The organism is Nitrosopumilus sp. (assembly GCF_025699125.1).
Lineage (GTDB): Archaea > Thermoproteota > Nitrososphaeria > Nitrososphaerales > Nitrosopumilaceae > Nitrosopumilus.
In genome coordinates this window covers 141,840-159,371 of record NZ_JAILWC010000001.1, presented here as the reverse complement: position 1 = coordinate 159,371, position 17,532 = coordinate 141,840, and the positions used below count along the sequence as shown (strand labels likewise).

At 36.4% G+C, this 17,532-nt stretch carries 18 protein-coding genes; 8 read left to right on the top strand and 10 right to left on the bottom strand.

Translation table 11 applies throughout. The features are described 5' to 3' along the window. The first annotated feature begins 37 nt into the window (after positions 1-37). The gene (locus K5783_RS00925) at positions 38-871 is read left to right on the top strand and encodes a CBS domain-containing protein (RefSeq protein ID WP_297471707.1); all 834 of its coding nucleotides are present in this window, start codon (positions 38-40) and stop codon (positions 869-871) included. A 105-nt stretch (positions 872-976) separates the two neighbouring features. On the opposite strand, the gene K5783_RS00920 is transcribed toward K5783_RS00925, so the two are convergent. Further along, complete coding sequence (locus tag K5783_RS00920) at positions 977-1,549, bottom strand: PEFG-CTERM sorting domain-containing protein (RefSeq protein WP_297471706.1); 573 nt, start codon at positions 1,547-1,549, stop codon at positions 977-979. Positions 1,550-1,663: 114 nt separating this feature from the next. Here K5783_RS00920 and K5783_RS00915 point away from each other — a divergent pair, with 114 nt between their 5' ends. Further along, positions 1,664-2,635, top strand: a complete 972-nt coding sequence (locus K5783_RS00915; RefSeq protein WP_297471705.1) for a hypothetical protein — start codon at positions 1,664-1,666, stop codon at positions 2,633-2,635. 52 nt (positions 2,636-2,687) lie between these two features. Then, a complete protein-coding gene (locus K5783_RS00910) occupies positions 2,688-2,876 on the top strand; it encodes an HIT domain-containing protein (RefSeq protein ID WP_297471704.1) in 189 nt (62 codons plus the stop codon). A gap of 67 nt (positions 2,877-2,943) precedes the next feature. Here the strand turns inward: K5783_RS00910 and K5783_RS00905 are convergent, their stop codons facing one another. Continuing rightward, positions 2,944-3,741, bottom strand: coding sequence for a hypothetical protein (locus K5783_RS00905; protein WP_297471703.1), 798 nt, complete (start codon positions 3,739-3,741; stop codon positions 2,944-2,946). Between the two features lie 246 nt (positions 3,742-3,987). On the opposite strand from K5783_RS00905, the gene K5783_RS00900 reads away from it, so the two are divergent. Together K5783_RS00900 and K5783_RS00895 are read left to right on the top strand one after the other, a co-directional pair. After that, entirely contained in the window at positions 3,988-4,233 is a 246-nt protein-coding gene (locus tag K5783_RS00900; protein ID WP_297471702.1) for a hypothetical protein, read from the top strand. Continuing rightward, the gene (locus K5783_RS00895) at positions 4,223-4,660 is read left to right on the top strand and encodes a hypothetical protein (RefSeq protein ID WP_297471701.1); all 438 of its coding nucleotides are present in this window, start codon (positions 4,223-4,225) and stop codon (positions 4,658-4,660) included. Before K5783_RS00900 ends, K5783_RS00895 begins: the two co-directional genes overlap by 11 nt. 271 nt (positions 4,661-4,931) lie before the next feature. Here the strand turns inward: K5783_RS00895 and K5783_RS00890 are convergent, their stop codons facing one another. Beyond that, on the bottom strand, positions 4,932-5,063 hold the full coding sequence (locus K5783_RS00890) for a hypothetical protein (RefSeq protein ID WP_297471700.1): 132 nt from the start codon (positions 5,061-5,063) through the stop codon (positions 4,932-4,934). A gap of 65 nt (positions 5,064-5,128) precedes the next feature. Here K5783_RS00890 and K5783_RS00885 point away from each other — a divergent pair, with 65 nt between their 5' ends. Further along, the gene (locus tag K5783_RS00885) at positions 5,129-5,866 is read left to right on the top strand and encodes a DUF6293 family protein (protein WP_297471699.1); all 738 of its coding nucleotides are present in this window, start codon (positions 5,129-5,131) and stop codon (positions 5,864-5,866) included. Here K5783_RS00885 and K5783_RS00880 read toward each other — a convergent pair. Continuing rightward, entirely contained in the window at positions 5,863-7,326 is a 1,464-nt protein-coding gene (locus K5783_RS00880; protein ID WP_297471698.1) for a CFI-box-CTERM domain-containing protein, read from the bottom strand. The genes K5783_RS00885 and K5783_RS00880 overlap by 4 nt on opposite strands. 140 nt (positions 7,327-7,466) lie before the next feature. On the opposite strand from K5783_RS00880, the gene K5783_RS00875 reads away from it, so the two are divergent. Next, on the top strand, positions 7,467-7,604 hold the full coding sequence (locus tag K5783_RS00875) for an AbrB/MazE/SpoVT family DNA-binding domain-containing protein (RefSeq protein ID WP_297471697.1): 138 nt from the start codon (positions 7,467-7,469) through the stop codon (positions 7,602-7,604). 155 nt (positions 7,605-7,759) lie between these two features. Here the strand turns inward: K5783_RS00875 and K5783_RS00870 are convergent, their stop codons facing one another. The 5 genes from K5783_RS00870 to K5783_RS00850 form a co-directional block, all read right to left on the bottom strand. After that, positions 7,760-10,180: an SMC family ATPase gene (locus tag K5783_RS00870; RefSeq protein ID WP_297471696.1), complete on the bottom strand. Its 2,421-nt coding sequence runs from the start codon at positions 10,178-10,180 to the stop codon at positions 7,760-7,762. Beyond that, on the bottom strand, positions 10,170-11,411 hold the full coding sequence (locus tag K5783_RS00865; RefSeq protein WP_297471695.1) for a DNA repair exonuclease: 1,242 nt from the start codon (positions 11,409-11,411) through the stop codon (positions 10,170-10,172). The genes K5783_RS00870 and K5783_RS00865 overlap by 11 nt, the downstream gene beginning before the upstream one ends. A 17-nt stretch (positions 11,412-11,428) precedes the next feature. Further along, positions 11,429-13,012, bottom strand: a complete 1,584-nt coding sequence (locus K5783_RS00860) for an ATP-binding protein (RefSeq protein ID WP_297471694.1) — start codon at positions 13,010-13,012, stop codon at positions 11,429-11,431. Further along, positions 13,012-14,109, bottom strand: a complete 1,098-nt coding sequence (locus K5783_RS00855) for a DNA double-strand break repair nuclease NurA (RefSeq protein ID WP_297471693.1) — start codon at positions 14,107-14,109, stop codon at positions 13,012-13,014. Before K5783_RS00855 ends, K5783_RS00860 begins: the two co-directional genes overlap by 1 nt. A gap of 723 nt (positions 14,110-14,832) precedes the next feature. After that, entirely contained in the window at positions 14,833-16,236 is a 1,404-nt protein-coding gene (locus tag K5783_RS00850; RefSeq protein WP_297471692.1) for an MBL fold metallo-hydrolase, read from the bottom strand. Positions 16,237-16,345: 109 nt separating this feature from the next. Here K5783_RS00850 and K5783_RS00845 point away from each other — a divergent pair, with 109 nt between their 5' ends. Then, complete coding sequence (locus K5783_RS00845) at positions 16,346-16,768, top strand: RusA family crossover junction endodeoxyribonuclease (RefSeq protein ID WP_297471691.1); 423 nt, start codon at positions 16,346-16,348, stop codon at positions 16,766-16,768. A 17-nt stretch (positions 16,769-16,785) separates the two neighbouring features. Here the strand turns inward: K5783_RS00845 and K5783_RS00840 are convergent, their stop codons facing one another. After that, a complete protein-coding gene (locus K5783_RS00840) occupies positions 16,786-17,523 on the bottom strand; it encodes a PD-(D/E)XK nuclease family protein (RefSeq protein ID WP_297471690.1) in 738 nt (245 codons plus the stop codon). Positions 17,524-17,532 lie beyond the last annotated feature (9 nt).

The window sequence follows — 17,532 nt, the reverse complement described above, 5'->3', positions numbered from 1 at the left end:
ATATGGCTGCTTTATGCAATAAAATCAAACTAGTTGTATGTCACAAAACATTCCCATAGCAGAAAGAACACTAGGAGAATTACTGCCTGAGAGATTAACGTGGTCACTATGTATCCACACCAACAAAGGAACAGAAGTATGGGTTGTCACTGGAATGCTGGTGCAATATTTGGAGTCAGCCACGGATTCAATTATTGTAAGAGATGAAAAAGAAAATCCAATAGGAACAATTGGAGGTAAGGAAATAATGGCAAATCTGTTAAAGAATCCTACTTCGAGTTTGTTCTATGGAACCAATGTTGAAGACATAATGGAGCCAAATCTAGTTACAGTATCCAAAGATACAAAGTACAAAGATTTGATGAATTTTTGGAAAGAGAGAGGAAGAGCATATGCTATCATTCCTAACGAATGGGGATTTTATTCTGCAATCTCTGCACAGAAAGTTCTGGAGATAGGTAAGAAATGTAGGACGAATCTTACCATTGAGGATTTGCCAAAAAAGAAACTAGTTACATTCAGAAAAGGAGATACTTTTGGCGATTTGATCAATTCAATGTTTGATAACAAAGCAAGAAAGATTTTGCTTGAAGGCACCAACAAGTATCTTAGCGACAGGTTAATCATAGAGGCAATATCAGAGAAAATGAAGCACTTAACAGAAACGGATGACTTTCTAAATGAATCAGCAGATATCGTAGAGCTGGAAGAAGCCAAAGTTGTATCAGATAATTTGAAAATTGATGAATTATCAAAGATGATGTACGATATGGTACATCCATGTATTATGTACAAAGATTGGCTAGTAACGCCTTGGGATATTTGCAATGTTTTGTTATCTGAAAAAATCACAAAATATGTTGTAAAATGAGAATCGTGATGTTTGAACCGTTATTCTTGAGAGATTAAATGAAAAGTTTGTTCACAGACCAACATTCATTTTTTGAATGATACCAGATTTTTGAGGATATTTCGCTTAATTAATTCTAGTCCAACCACTCAGAATGGGATTCTTTCGAGCAAGGTAAATTATTCCCATTACGGATATTGCAAGAATCAGGATTGTCAGTGCCCCAAATTCCGGGATCACTCTAGTTCCAATGACTTCAATGTTTTTAGTATTTTCTGAAACGATAAACCCAATCACGTAATCATTTGGAAATTTCATCAAGTCATATCCAGTATCAGCCCCATCGACTAGAACTGTAAATTTTTCACCTTCCGCATAAAGAACGTCTTGTGGCACTCTTACCCAAAAATCGGTTTTCTCAGGGACGTCTTCCATGATAATTTCAATTGACTTTCTTTCCTCGTTGATGTTCATAGAGGATAATATTGGAAGTGGGTCATCGGATCCCATGGCATCAAGACTTCCGTGATAACCATAGTAAATGTCATAAGATTTTCCATCAAAATCAAACGTAACTTTTTCAGATTCCAACTGAGAGATATCAAGATATTGAGCATGTGCCTCAGGGTTGAAGATGTGTTCTGCAAATGCATAGTTGGCAGGAACAACCAAAAGAAGCAGGAATACAAAGCGAATCATTCAAAAATCAATAGATTTTATCAGATATAATAAAACGGCAAATTCTCAGATGTGGTTTTCTGAAGAGTACAACTTGTTATCAAATTATTTATGTAAAGAAATACAAAAAAAATAATGAATTTAGTTTATGCAGCAATTATTTGCAGTGTATTTCTTATGATTCAACCATCATTTGGAGACGTGGAATCTCCCAGAAAACAGATGGAGCAAGGAATTCCAGCCGCAGACGTAATTTGTAAAGCGGGATTAGAACTAGTAATCAGAACAAACGGAGATGCTGCTTGTGTAAAACCGGATACTGCAGAGAGGATGAAAAAAGCAGGAATGTTATTTATCCCGATAAATTTTTCAGATTTGCAAAAAGACATCCAATCAGTTACGGCATCAGAAAAAGAGATGCAGACAGTTCCCGCATCAAGCATGTCAGTGGTGAATTTCTATATCACTGATCAGGACCTGAATACGGCACATAGTGGAATAGAGGTTGTTCCCATTCAGGGATTGTTTGAATTTACGATTAACGGAATTCCCATTAACGGTCCAAAAAACATGATTGAGACAGGACCAGACACCGGTGAATTTTACATCAAATTGGAACTGCCAGATACGATAAATGGAAGACCTCTGAGTCAAGACGACATTGTTCTGATAAAATACTTGGATGAATCAGACTATTCAGGAGAGCAGAGAATCCTGGTCAAGTCAGTTCCATTGACAAAGACGTTTGCCAAAGTAGAATCGTCTGGAGGAGGTTCGCGAATTGGCCATGAATTCACCATAAGAATTTACGAGCCTGATGCAAATAGAGACTCCAAAGACGAAGACAAGATTCCACTAAGTTCTCTTGAATACAGAGGGGATGGAGGAATCAGAACCACTCTAGCAAATCCAAGATTTGACGCAAACTCCAGCTATCTGATTGAGACAGGCCCCAATACAAGCACATTTGAGGTGAAGATCAAGATTCCAAGAGAATTAGATGGCAAAGTCATCCACATTGGAGACAGCTATGAAATCAGATACATCGACAGGTCTACACCTTCTGGAACCGACGAGAAAATTATTCTCAAAGGAAGAATCGGATAAATTCAAAAGACATCATAATTTTTAATAAAATAATTGCAATAGTGAGAACAACATGACCAAAAGAAAAATTCTTGAAAAAGACAAAACAGTAACAGGATTTAATGTTGGAATAAACATTGGAAAAGATGCTGGGCAGACAATAATGCATTGTCACATTCATCTGATTCCGCGGAGGAACGGTGATGTTGCTGAACCACAAGGTGGAATCAGAAATGTCATTCCGAGAAAAGAAAGATACTGACAATGACCACACAGTAATTAAAATCTAGTCTGATCCATATTCGATTAACACTAATGATTATTAAAAACTAAATAATCTTCAATCTTTCATCTATGTTTCTCTGAACATTAATGTAATCCGTAAATCTGTGGGACATATCACTTAATCTGGAACTATTAAAGTCACTTATCTCTTTTAACAGGTCTATGTTAAACGATTCAAACATTTTTTTGTCCTCCTCCCTGATAAAATGTACGACCAATGCGTGGTGAAACGATAATAAAACAAATAACGCCACATAGTGGCCAAACTCCTCCTCAGTAATTTCTGTCTCTTTCTCATAGATTTTTTTATTCTTTATGACAAATCTCTTTGTAATCGAAAAAATTTCTTCATCCACCATGTAATTCAAATTAATTTTTATTTTGTCAGCATCCTTTTTAATTTCTATTTGATTGAAAACATTCCTGAGAATTTGAAACAATAATTTCTTATCTATTTCCTTGAGTTGTTTTTCTATTAATTTAAAATCAAGAATTGGATCATATTCTAATCTAGTTGAGTTCTTTTGATTATGTCTGATAAAAAATTGTAAGTTTGTGATAGTTTTCTTGAAAATTGTTTCCGTGATCTCAATTTTGTTTTGAAATAGAAACACCAATCCCAAGGAAGTAATCGAATAATATCCTTTTGATTTTTTACCTTTTGCCCTCAGCATTTTGATGTATTTTGATTCTAGAAACGGTTCACTTCTTGAACGCATGATCTCTCTTGTTCCGGGTACATTATTCTTGTCAAAATCTGCTTCAAGGAGACCATGTCCTATTGTTTTCTTTCCACGTAGTATCTTTTCTCCATGTTCCAATATCGCTAGCAGAATATCCAAACTATTTTTTAGGTATGATGTGGGTCTTAGAGGCACATATTAGGTGTTAAATGTATATATTTATAGTGACCGTTATTCTGTTAATGACCATAAATATCACACATACTACCAGGGATTCTGTATTGGGAGTGTTGGAATCCGGATTTGTCAGTAGGGTTCCACGAGATAGGTGCATTACAATGACAGCAACATCACCGTTTTTGCTCCTAACTAGGAACAAATGCATACCAAAAAAGGAGTACAACGATGCCTGCTAGCTGGAAGAATCGTGCAACATATGGAAAGTTGTTACGGAGAATCATCATACGACAAGCAGAACGTTTTGAGAAAACCACGGATGACGAAACTGCAATTAAAATTGCCACCAACATAGGTTATCTGTCAGACAAACTGAACAATCTTCTCAAACAAGAGGAATCAAAACTCGCAGAAAGAATTGAAAAATTAGAGGATGTAACTAGGAAGAAAAATGGATCATGTCATGAGTTTTGAGGACAGAATTACCAGAATTGCTCTAAAATTCCTAGATGTGGATAATTCGTCATCTGAGGGTGAAATGCAACTTCCCTCAGATGACACAATCCACAACATTATCCATTATCTGATATGCCTAAAGGAGGGTTATCCTCATCCCAATTACTCTAGAAATGAACTCACATTTGAAATATTAAAACTGAAAAAATGTGATCTGAGTCAGGCTAAACTTATTCTTATGAAAATGGATTCACTGGGGCTGGAAATATGCGGGATTCCTGGTTTTCAGAAACATAGTCCTCTTGATGGAACGCGGATTTATGAAATTATACGATTTGCTGAGATGCGCGGATATGTGAATGATGAGGAAATTAAGGATTTCGAGAAAAGAAAAAGTGCATGTGATAAAGAACTAGCAGATTATGCATCTAAACTATCACCTTAATTACATCGCACAATTGTAAAACTGTTTTTGATAAAATAGAGTTATGTTTTATTGTCAAGAGCAGATTCTGTAAAGTCGGTTGGTACTTTGAAGAAGATCTTCTTGGTGTCAAAAATTGGCGCTTTTCCTAAAGTTCCTCTTTTAAATTAAAAAGACTTGGTTTACGATATCTTTTTTGTTCACGGGTTATGTCCATCTTTTTTTCTTTGATTTTTTGAATGTTAAACATTTTCTCCTAATTGATGCTTGATCTTCTTTTAGAATAAATCATCTAATATTTTTCCCCATACATCATTGGTTCATCATTATCATCAAACTCTCGAATTATTCTTGGGAAAAAGGTAGAGAGTGTGGGCTCTCCCCCCACTTGATGGCTTTTGTGCAATAGTGTGATTGATTTCATGAATTATCTTGAGTTGCAAAATTATTATATATCATGACCATAGTATGCATACTGTAGATACTATCATGGCTAAACTGACAAACTTGCGTGTGCATATTGCTCCTGTAGGCTATGAAATTGACAGAATCGTCTTGCCTGCAAAGAAGATGAAAGCAGACAAGGTCTGCCTACTAGTTCATGAAAATCCTAGTATTGACAAGGCAATCACGTTTTATGAAAAAATATCAAAACAATTACAAAAACAAAACATCGAAGTAGTTAGGGAGTATCATGACAGACTCGACCTCTTCAAGATAATCAAATCTGTAAAAGAAATTATTGAAAAAGAAAAAGGAAACATCATTTATGTTAATTTGGCGGCAGGAAGTAAAATTCAAGCAATTGCATGCATGATGGCATGCATGATGTTCAATGATGAAAAAAACATTCATCCATTTTATGTAGAGGCAAAAGACTATCTTGTCTTTTCAGGCAAAGCAATATCTACCGGGATAAAAGATATTCAAGACGTTCCAACCTATGAAATCAAAAGGCCAGACAAAAAACACATTGATGCATTAAGAATTATCTCAGAAAAGGGCGGCAGGATTTCTAAAAAAGAGATGGCTCGCCTTGCCAAAGAAGAAAAACTGATTGTGGTCAATGCGGAAAATCAAAGTCAGGCAACATTTGCAAGTTTAGATAAAAACATCATCAATACATTGGAGAACCAGTGGAAGTTTATCAAAGTAGAAAAGATCGGACGAACTAGATGGATTAACATTACAGAAGATGGAAAAAATGCTGCAGAGTTTTTGATTTAAAATCGTTTTATGATGCCCATAAGGATAATTGCAGGTGCTACAAAGTACATTCCCACATTAAGTATGATCAGGGATAGCCCATATCCCAAAACTTCAATTTCTGAATCCACATTTACATAATTCAAGACAGATAGTGAACTAATCATCGGAGTGATTGCAATCCTTACTGCTTCTTTGAATAATGGATTTTCACGCTCGTAATCAGCAATTACTGGTGAAAACGAATAGTAGAATTGATTGAACGATTCCATGAAATTTGTACCCGATTCTGTGTTTAGTAATTGATTGTCTCTAATCTCTCTCAATTGCTGTACCTGGGGAGCAAGTTCAGAACCGTATGCTGCAGTTGCAATAAGGCAGCCTCCGCCTTCAGGTTGACTCAAAATTTCATCTTTGATTTTATTTTGGGCAGAATTTGGCTTTGATTTTTCTTCCAAAGGAGTAATGATTTCTGCCATTTTAGATGCAAAGCTCTTTTTCTGAATATCTGTTATTTTGGAAATTCTTGAAATGTAATCTTCTTTTAAGGTGTCATCAAGTTCTAATTCATTAATCTCATTTTTCTTTTCTGTTTCAAGGGAATCTAATAATTCTAATTTGTTTTTAGCAATATCTTTCAATGCCTTTACATATTCTGAATAAAACTCTTCTTTCAGTTCAGCTTTTTCAAGAATATCATCAATCAAATCTACATCTGATGAAAGATATGCAGGACTGGCAATTACTTCTTTAGGAACTTCTTCTTTTATCTTAGAAACATACTTGTTGAGCAAGTCTGCAATAATCTGAAAGTCATTGTTGTTAAGATCCAGATAAGCAAAAGAATCTGAATAGTACAATTCGACAATTTCTTCAGCTTTTTCCTCCCCACTTAATTCTGGCAATACTGCAGACCTCTCACCACCAAAGATATCAAATTGCAGAGGGATTGATTCGACTGTTGTATCTACCACGGGCAATGCATCTTCTCTGGAAGAAAACGGCGAATTATCTGAATCTATTTCAGATTCCTTTGATTGTGGTAAGATGGAATCATTTGGTGAGTCCAAAGAATTCTTAACCACTATATCAAAAGAAACATCTTCTGCCGGGATTGGCTGGAATAAAATTCCTTCAATATTAAAATTCATAGTGTATACTCCTTCACCAAGATTGAATTCAATTGGAATCTTTACAGAACCTAATGATGCATGTGTTAATGGAATTGGACCAAATACCGTCTCGCCATCTTTTGAAACTGACACAGTGTAATCAATATGCGCCTGGATTTTTTGTGTGTGAGGATTGATAAAATCAATATTTATTTTTGTTTGAGTGTTTGGATCTATCTCATCATATGTTAATTTAACAGCTAGTGTTCCTTTCTCAGTTGGGAGTATTTGTGATTCTGCAAATGCTGGAATTATTAAAAGTGAAACAGATAGCAATCCGAATACAATTGTTCCCTTATTGATTAACATGCTTTATTTCTCAACCTCAAAACTCCTTTACTTGCAAAGATTTCTTTACTTTCTTTGGCCTACTTAATCAACTTTACCTACTTTCTTTACAAGTAAGGCGCATTGTATTGAGTGACAAATCAAAAAAAGAGATACTAGGCATGAGTACCATCAGCCACAAATTTCAAGTAACAATTCCTAAGGAAGTCAGAAGATCACAGAAATGGAGTGAAGGCGACAAAATTGTATTTGTCATAGAAAATGACAGAATTTATCTCAAGACCAGTGTGGAATTGTAGATTTTTTTAAACTAAGAAGATTTTTTTGGTTTTGGCCCAGCCATTTCCAAAACTTTTTCCCATGTTTGATCATCATTATCTTTTTTCACAACACATACCTTGATGTTATGTGGACAAGCAATGGGTACCTGTTTTTCATAAATTAATAATTCTGACTAGTTCATTCTTACAATCTTTGATATTCCATCGCTTTTTGAAATCTGAAAAATGTTATCTACATACCCCTCAAGTTCTTTTTCGTGGGAAACAAGCACTATCTGCTCTGATTTGAGCTCATCTAATACCTCTCTTACCTTTCCCAACTGATTCTTGGAAAACCCATCTGTGGGCTCGTCTAAAATCAACAAGTTGGATTTCATGGACTCTGTCTCTTTCCTCATCAGGGAATTCAGAGTCAACCTGTATGCCAATGCAATGCTTGTCTTTTCCCCGCCTGACAAAAATCCCACTTCTTGATCATATCCGTCCTGATTTACAATCGGTGTAAAGTTCTCATCAATTCGTGATTCTTTGGTAGGATCTTCAACCAGAATGGAGTACCATCTGGAATATGTCTCGTTGAAATTTTGCAATATGGATAGTAACACCTGCTTTTCAATCTGAGATATTGTTGGAATGAAAAACACCTCTAACCATTCCTGGAACTGGACAAATTTCTTGTATCTTACTTCCCATTTTTTGGATTCGTTTATTTTGAGTTTGTTTTGCTCGATTTTTTGGGATTCATTGTTTGATTTCTCTTGAGATGCCGCAATGGTATTTGAAATTCTTGAAATCTCATTTCGAAGCGAACCCAGTTCTTCTTCTTTGCCAGAGATTTCCTTGTCTAAATTCCCAAATGATTCTAGTTCCAATTGAATTTCTTTTAGTTCTGACTCCCTTTGAGTAATTTGCGATTCAGTTAATTCTATTTCTCTTTGATAATTTGAAATTAGTTTCTCGACTTTTTGTTTTGCCTCCACTATCTGTTTCATTTGCTCCGTTGCATTCTCGTAGATAGTCAGGCTGTCTTTGACTTCTGTTAGGTATTCTACGGGATTATTTCCTTCAAACTCTGAGAAACTCTCTTTTAATCTATTAATTTTAGCCTCAATTTGCGATATCAGTGTTGTTTTCCTGTGGTATTCTTCAATTCCTGGAATGGTTCTCTGTATTTGTTGAATCTCTTTTTCATACGATTCTATCTTTGTTTGAATCTCTTTGGATTTTGAGTTTGATTCAAAAAAAGAATCAGTAATTGATTTCAATTCTAGAGTTAATGCATCTACTTCTTTCTTCTTTTCATCAACTAGATTGTGATGGTGTAAATCAGTAATCTCTTGCTTGCAAGTCGGGCATGCATTTCCCAATGCTGTAAATGTTTCAATTTCTTTCTCTAATGAATTCTTTAGGGTTTCCTTTTGAACTCTGCTGTCTTTTACTTTGTCCAGTTTTTCTTTAATCTCCTCAGCAAATTTTTCTAATGATTCTTTTTCTTGAACTAGATCGTCTAATGTGTTTTGAATGGATTCTTTATCAGAGTCTATCTTGTCCCCTAAATTCTCTTTCAGTCTTGTAATGTCTGATGTAATGCTATCTTTCTCAGATTCTAGTTTGATCAATTCGTTGTTTGTTTCCTGGAATTTTTTAATCTCTGTTGTTAATTGAGTAATGCTCTTTGTAGTGTCTGGCTTTTTTATCTCAATTAATTTCTCCATCTTTTCATTGTTGTTTCTTAATTCAATCTCAAATGATTCAAAGTCCTTCTCTATGTTCTCAATTCGTTCTTTTCCAGATTCGATCTTTTCTTCCAGGTTTTCTTTTCTTGATTCAAGTTTTATCTTCTCATTGTTTTTAGCTCGCAGTTTTCTCAGTTCATCATTGTTCTTTTCTTCTTGTGATTGGAGATTCTTTGATTCTTTTTGTTTTTTAGACATCTCTTCATTGATTTCAGAAATCATTTTCTTTGATTCGTTAATCTGGGATTCCAATTCAGAAATGTCGCTGAATTTTACCTGCAAAACTGCAGCTTTGGTCCTTATCTCAGAAAGCACTTCACGTGCATTGGAATGCGCGATGCTGTAATCTTCAATTCCAAATGCTTTGCGAATTGTCTCCAGTCTTTTTGCAGAGTCAAAAAGCACCTCCTTCATGGCTTCCTGGGGCGTAAATATGGCATATCTGAAGATTTTGCTCTCAGCCTTGGGGTCTGCAGGCTCGTTGAATTTTAAAATCTGCAGCACTCGCTGTTTTAGTTCCGATGGTGATAGCAGTTCTTTCTCACCTGCAATCTTTATCCAGGAATTTTTTGGATCCTGGTTAATGGCTGATTTCTTTCTCATCAAGGTTCTTTTGATTTCATATCTTTCACCATCAACTGAAAAATCCAAAATCACTGATCCTGAATCATATTTTTTTGAAAGCAGTGCCTCTGCTTTCTGAGATCCTAAACCAAACAATGCAAATTCAATTGACATGAGTACTGTTGATTTTCCTGAACCGATATCTCCTTCAAACAGAGATATTCCGCGAGGAAACTCTACTTCTTCGTGTTCGTAACTTCGAATGTTATCAATAATGATACTATTAAGAATCATCTTTATCTAATCCTAAAATTGCCAGGGCGTTGTTGCGAATCCTTGGAACGTACTCGTTTTTCTTTTCATTGACTAAGATGGGCTGTCCCAATTCTTGCAGTAACTTTTTTGCAAGTTTGATTCCATTATCACCTAACAACTCTGCATGATCAAAACGTAATTGCCCGATGTTTTCTGAAAATACGTTCGTCTCAATCTCTTCTTTGTTATTCCCCTTTGCTTCTGTAATGGAATATTCCTTTGATGTTAGTCCGTTCTTGCTTACATTAACTACCATTGCATTGCGTTCATTCAAACTATCTCTGATTGTAGAAATATCTACGTCCGCAGTCTTGCCTGAAGTCAACTCTCCTCTGACCTTAATAATTACAACCTTGTTTGCAGGATCAATGTCTTTTGTTTTCTCTACCAGTTCCTGATTGATGGAATCAGCTTTTCTGTTATCCGCATTAACTTCAATGATTTCATACGATGTGTTTTGAATCTCTACAAACTCGACAGACTTTACTACATCATCAAACTCTACTAGGGCAAATCCGCGTCTTTGCCCATTTGCATTATCTTCCAGATCTGCATGGTACCCTGCAAAAGGAGTTCCAGGATATACGACATTAGGATATCCCTCAAATGATTGGTGATTCCATTTGTGCATGTGTCCTCCTGCATAATATGAGAATCCCTTGGGCAGTAAAGAAAGCGGCATATGGTCCCCATCCATGCCTGAATCAGCCTTCATTTCAGAGACTCCCCCGTGAAACAGGAATATCTTAAAGCCCGATTCTGCCTCCAAAGAACCCCTGTCTAGTTTCTCATACCATTCCCTGTCCTTTCCTACTTTGAGTCCGGACAGTCCTGCAATTTTGGCGCCAGTCTTCTCATCAATTAAAAAATCCAAAGATATGGTATCATTCTCATTGCTTGTTGCTCTGGTCACTTTGGTAATGTATCCTATTTCAGATAGCAGATCAATTACCGAGTTAGACACTGGTGAAAAATCATGACTCCCATAAACTACGTATATTGGAATTCCTGCATCATACACTTCACGAAATTTTTTAAATGCAAATTTCTGAACTCTCATCTCTGGAATGTTTACATGAAACAAATCTCCTGGGATTAAAATAAAATCTACTTTGCGAGAAATGCATTCATCCATTATTTTTTCAAATACATGTTGCTCTATCTTTTGCAATGATTCGTGTTTTTGAAAACCTAGGTGAATATCAGACAAATGCGCAAATAACAAAACTAAAACACCTTTGTTTTGCCAGTGCTTGCTGTACTTTTTCTGTTTTTCACTATATCCTCAAACAAAGGAACTTTGATTGGCATTGCAAATGGCACAAATATACTGGTAATGATTGCCTCGCCTTTATCCAAGCTTGCAATGTTTTTGTCATCTTCGGATAAATCCTGGGAGGCAGAAGCTATGATTGCCTCTCTTTCCTGCTTCATCTCGTTTCCCAAAATTATCTTTGTATTCATGTTAGCTAGAATTGTTTTTGGAATGACACTGCTCAATTGTGTAATTGCAGTTAGTCCGACTTTGAACTTGCGTCCTTCTTTGGCTATGGTGGAATAGATGTTGTCATTTCTTGATGTCAACACATCCACACCGATGACACGTGGTGCTTCTTCAATGACTATGGTAGCTACCGGCTTTCTATCTAGTTCTCCTGAAGCTTTGGCATCCTTGTATTTCTGCAATAGTTTGGATGCAATGATGTTTCCGACCAACAACTCTGCCTCATCCCCTAATCGTGACGTATCCAAAACTACGACTTTGCCTTGCTCTATGTCTCGTACGATATCATCTACTGTGTTGAGTCCCTTTGTCGTACTGTCAAAGACCTCGTGTCTTGATACGATTACCTGCTCTTCATCTACTTCTAGGCTCAAAATCAGGCGTAATTTGCGCTGAACCACCATCATCGTACCAACTGCAAACTCTCCCTGTCGTCTTGTGTCCCCACTGTTCTCAATTGATGCAACATTGGTAATCATCAATTCCCGAATCCAGTTTGCCCTGTGCTGTCTGTGTGCAGTTCTGATTGCCTGGAATTGAGGATCAGAAAAATCTACAATTCCCTCAAAGTGCTCCGGCCTGATTGATTGCAAATTGATTGTCAATCTGTTTGCGCCGACTGGTGGATTTGACGGAGTATAATACACCATGTTCTCTTTGGCCCTTGGATGGTCCTTGAGTCCTACTCCGTTTCTCCCAAAGTATTCGTCATGTGCATCTAACACCAACGCGCCAACCTTGTTTGTATCTAGCACATGCCAGAGAATTGTTTTTACCAAATTTGATTTTCCACGGCCTGTAGTTGCAGGAATTAACACGTGATGCGAAAACACATCTTCTGCTGGCAACCAAACTTCGGCTTCCTTAATTATTTTGCTTCCACTTCTGATATATCCTACAAAGATAGAGTCTTTCTCCTTTTGCAGAAATTTTAAATCATCTTTGCTAATTAATCGTAACTTGTTAAAAAACGAAGGTAATGATTTTGGAATCTTTACGTCATTATTTTCTTTGTACACTCGTGCTAGTGGTTTGATTCTAGCTAGAACATAGTTTACAAATTCTGGTTCATAGAAATTTGCATCAACTATTCCCTGCTCCAAATTAACACCGGACATCATCTGCTGCATCTTGTCTTGTATTTGAGAGCCATACTCCAATGCAAACACCTGCAAAATCAAAAATGAACCGTTCTCTTCAGAGACCATCAAATCCCCAATCTCCAGGTTGGTTCCGGATTTTTGGCGAATTACAATATCTCCAAAGCTTCCTCCTACTACCTGACCTACTATGGAAATCTCATCCATCAGCTGGTCACTCCGTTTAGTGTGTCATGTGCAGACAAGCTGGCAGAATATTTTTGCAGTCTCTTCCAAATGGGATCTCGAAGCTTCTCAGATAGAATGAACCCTTGATACATTCCCAGTTCATCACGCCTGACTTGAGCAAATCTGTCTGCATCAATTGCCCCATATGGATAACCAATCATGGCTACATCCTGAGAATTCTCAACCAAACTGCCAAGAACTGAATTTAATTCATCAGGAGTCATTAAAGAAAACTGTTCTCGCAGTATCTCAAATCTAAACACGTATCTTGATTTTTCATGAAACTTTACAGCAAGCATGAAACCTCTGTCATCAGAGGATATCTCTTCAGCTACCTTGACATGCCATTTTCCAAATGGAACATCTTCTGCAATCTCTGCAACTCGCGCTAATAATGGATGGCCAGACTCTGTGATTAATCGACTTGTCTTTGCCAAACCACACACGATCACTCCCTTACTAATTGCCAAATCGTACAGTTTGTTTGCATACTTTATCTCGTTTTTGAAACTGGTCTGCAGAGAGCCGTCCATAACTAGCATGTCTCCTTTTTCTAGTTCTGATTCCACTACATGAATTGCCAATTGCCATTCAGCAAATCGTCTGCCCAATGAATTCAATCTTGAACCTTGTAGTACCGTGGCGCTTTCAGTGTTTGAAGTCAGATCAGACTCTACTGGGAGATATTTTTTATCTTCAGTAGTGTGAGGGAATAGTTTTGTATCGTAACTGACTATTTTTTTACCGTTAACGGTTTGAATGTTTGATGTTACACACGAGAAAAACTGGACTCGAGGATTCGCTTTTGGTTTTATTCTCTTTTTGCCCTGGAACAATGAAAAGTATACCCGATTAATTGTGATTAAAAAGTTTGGTGACTCTTCTAGTGGGCCGTCCCCTCCATCTACAAATGCAATCTTGCGAGGTGAATCAATGGGTTTTATTTCAACAAACTCTGAGGGTGCAATGAGAAACTGCTTACCATTCCCATTGTTTAGAACTATATCTGAATGCTCTTTTTGTGAAAGATGAGCACCCAATTCTGCAATCATGCTTTTTACTGGATCTTCATTCATGTCTAATTTTTCCCCTCTGTGTTGTATGATATTTTCCTAGAGTAATAATCTGACTGTTAGCTATCAGAGTTTCAACTTGATTCATGGATCAATCAAATGGTATTGGGAAACATGAGTATCTATACAATCGATACTTTAGGCTCAAAATATCCCTTCATGCACTAAATGGTGCCTTTTATTTGATCTCCCTCTTGGCAGGTTGGCTGCATTTCATTTTCCACCCAACTAAGATTGGGTTTTTTGTCGTACTAGTCTTGAAAATATTTTAAAACATCATAAAATGTACGATTAATGCATTCAGATTATTTTCAAAGTATCAAATCCTGTCTTAGTTCTTTAAAAAATAGTCATTGCGTTCCTCCATTGAAAATGTCTTTATCTCTTAAATAATTTCATTACTTGTTCTTTGATTGTATTGGTGATTACAGAATATTTCAAATTTGTTTAGTGCTGATTGATAATTTTCTCTAGTAGAATATTGTAAAGTTTGAATTCCTTCTAAAAATGACTTTTTTGTTTTCTGTTTTAAGAGAAACGATGATATGATTTGTTTTAAAAAATCCATTAATCTTCTAATATGTTCAAAATTAACGATTAAGTGAAGAAACTTTCGAAAAAGTAATGCCTAAAATCTGCCCATTAGTTATCTTATTGGAAATTGTTTAGTCAATTCTTTTATTGAGGGATTCGTTGGCTTTGGATAAAGTGTGTTTGTTATGAACCTCAAAGATCATATCGTCTCCCCTCTTCAACTATTGTCATATTCTTTGCAACTTTCTTGTATGCATCTGGGTGCTCGGTATGAACAGGATAAAGCATCTTTGCTCCAATTTCTTTAACTGCATCAAGCAGGTCTTGTCCTCTTGCATGTCCTGAGCAATGACTCTGGAATTTATGCATGCCAAAATGATTGATCCACGCGTCTAGACGTTCTTTTGATAACTTTTGTTCCTCATTGTAAGGCTCAGAAGAAGAATGGATGTATCGTGCACCTGACTTTAGTTGCATGTCAATCAGTGCTGTAAAGCTGTAAAACCCAATAGCGCAAAGTACCTTGTCAGGTCTCTGAGCAATCTGCTCGGCAGTCCACGTGTTGTGCATGTCCAGAAATTCTCGATCCTTCCCTTTGTAATCTTTGTCTGAATATTGGCCAGATCCTCTCTTTGGCAAATAGATGATAATGTCCTCGTCATCAATGTTTGGCACATTAAGGTGCTTGTCTTGAGACAGATGCTTCAAAAAGAACGCATCGTTCATTTTTACTACAAACTTTCTTCCAGTTTCTTTTGCGATATTGAAAAATGTCATTAGTCTGTCTACGTCTTTGAAGTTAAAATCTGCAAATACCAGATTGCTGGTTTCAGAAACTGTTTTTTTGGATTCCTCGTATACTTTTTTCTCTGATTCTTGTGTTTCTTTGTCTGAAATTCTCGTTCCTTCAGAAATCAATGCAATTGGTTTGACTTCCTTTGCTTTTTCAATAAAGTCCTGAGTCATCTCTGGATGTGTTCCGTGTAATCGTATGTCACCAGTATATGCAATAGGGCCTTCAGATGTGTAAATGATGAATCCATATGCACTGGGAACAGAATGATCCACGTGAATCGGTTCTACCTCTAATGAGCCAATCTTGAATTTATCTCCAGTTCTGAACTCATTGATTTTTCTTGTAATCGGTTCATCTTTTGCGTTATACGGTCTTGGCTTGTAATCAAGAATTTCTTTTTCAATATTTCTTTGTGCCCGTTCTGCCAATGCTTTGAGAATAAGATGACATCCAGCCCCCATATGGACTGGTATATCCTCATGCAAAAATGAAATGTAATCTGCATGATCTGCGTGTGCATGGGTAAGCAACACCGCATCAATATCAGGCTCTTCTGGTTTTCTTCCTGCCATTGTCATCAAGTCATCTCTGTATGCACCTTTGATGTTTGGGACTAGCCCCATTGTTAGAAAATCAACTATCCCGTTTGATGTTCTGGGATTGAGATACTCCTCAAAATATGACGCTCTACGGCTGAAGCTTTTACCGAAATCTAGGAATACTTTGGTGTCTTTATCTTGGAGCAGAATTTTGTTTCCGCCAATTTCATTTACTCCTCCATAGAAAGTAAGGCTGGTCATGATAAATAATCATATTTTCATATGTTAAAGAGTAGTGATTTGTTTTCATGCCTAAAAATAGAGATTTTGTTATATATGTAGATTTCAAGTAAAAAGTTGAAACTAAATTATGTTTTTTAGGAAAAAATCCCACACCATCAGAATCCGAAATTTTGAGCCACTTACAGCATCAAGTTTTGCAGTTGAGAGAAAAACAAAACTCAGAGAAGAAATCAAAAAACAAACAAAAAATTTAGATGAAATCAGAAAATTTTGTCATGATGAAGAGTTATCTATAGACGTACGGTTTTTCCTATACGACGGAAGTAAGGATCAAAACCCACAACCAGAAGGCAGAATAAAAAAAGATCTTGATAATTTATTGAAGATAGTTCTGGATGTTCTTCCTGAAAAGATGGACTCCGAGGGAGAAAATGACGGCTTGGGATTGATCAAAAGAGATTATGATCATTTAGTATATGAGATAAAATCTATAAAAAAGATCGTTTATGATAAAGATGAAGAAGGAATAGACATAGTAATAACAAAATGAAACAAATCAAAGACAAATTAAATCTTGTAAGAGCAGAATGATTTTAAATTACACGCATTACACTTGTTTACGTTGTTGTGGTGTTCCGGAGGTGCAATTCCAAGAGATATCGCTGCAAATTTTTCCAATGAGGAATGCAAGTAATGCAAAGAAAAAGAGTCTTGAAAATCAGAGAACACTTTGTATGGCTTTCTGGTCTTGCTGTCACAGATTCTAATCTGCCATTTCTTTTGGGTGTGAGGCATTTCAAAAAAATCTTCAGGATTCCTGGTTCTCTTTGCAGAGTAATTGGAATTTAGATATGCTAAAACTTGCAATAATTGACTTGGGTATGGTTGCGTTTTAGCATCGTATGTTTGGGGCCGTCCTGTAAACTTGTCATCTTGAATAACCAGTGTTTCGTCAATTCGCAGAATTTTGTCAATTCTACCAGATAGTGAAACCAAAACATTCTCGGAAGGAAATTCAAATGGGATACTCAGCGAAGAATAGATGTTCTCTCTTGCAAACTCGATGTTTTTTTGCTTGTCTTCGATTTGCTCAAATGATACTGGCTCTAACTCTGCAAGTTCTTGTTCATATTTTTCCTCTTCATGGTGGGCTTTCGTGCCTAGAATTAGGGATGCCGAAGGTTTTGGCTTGACTCCTTGAATGTATAGTGGTATTTTGTAGTTACAGTATCCTAACGAATCTGCAAAATCAGTAACCGATGCAGTCAAGAAAGCAATGTCGTTTTCTTTGTTGACTTTAATCAAAAAATATCA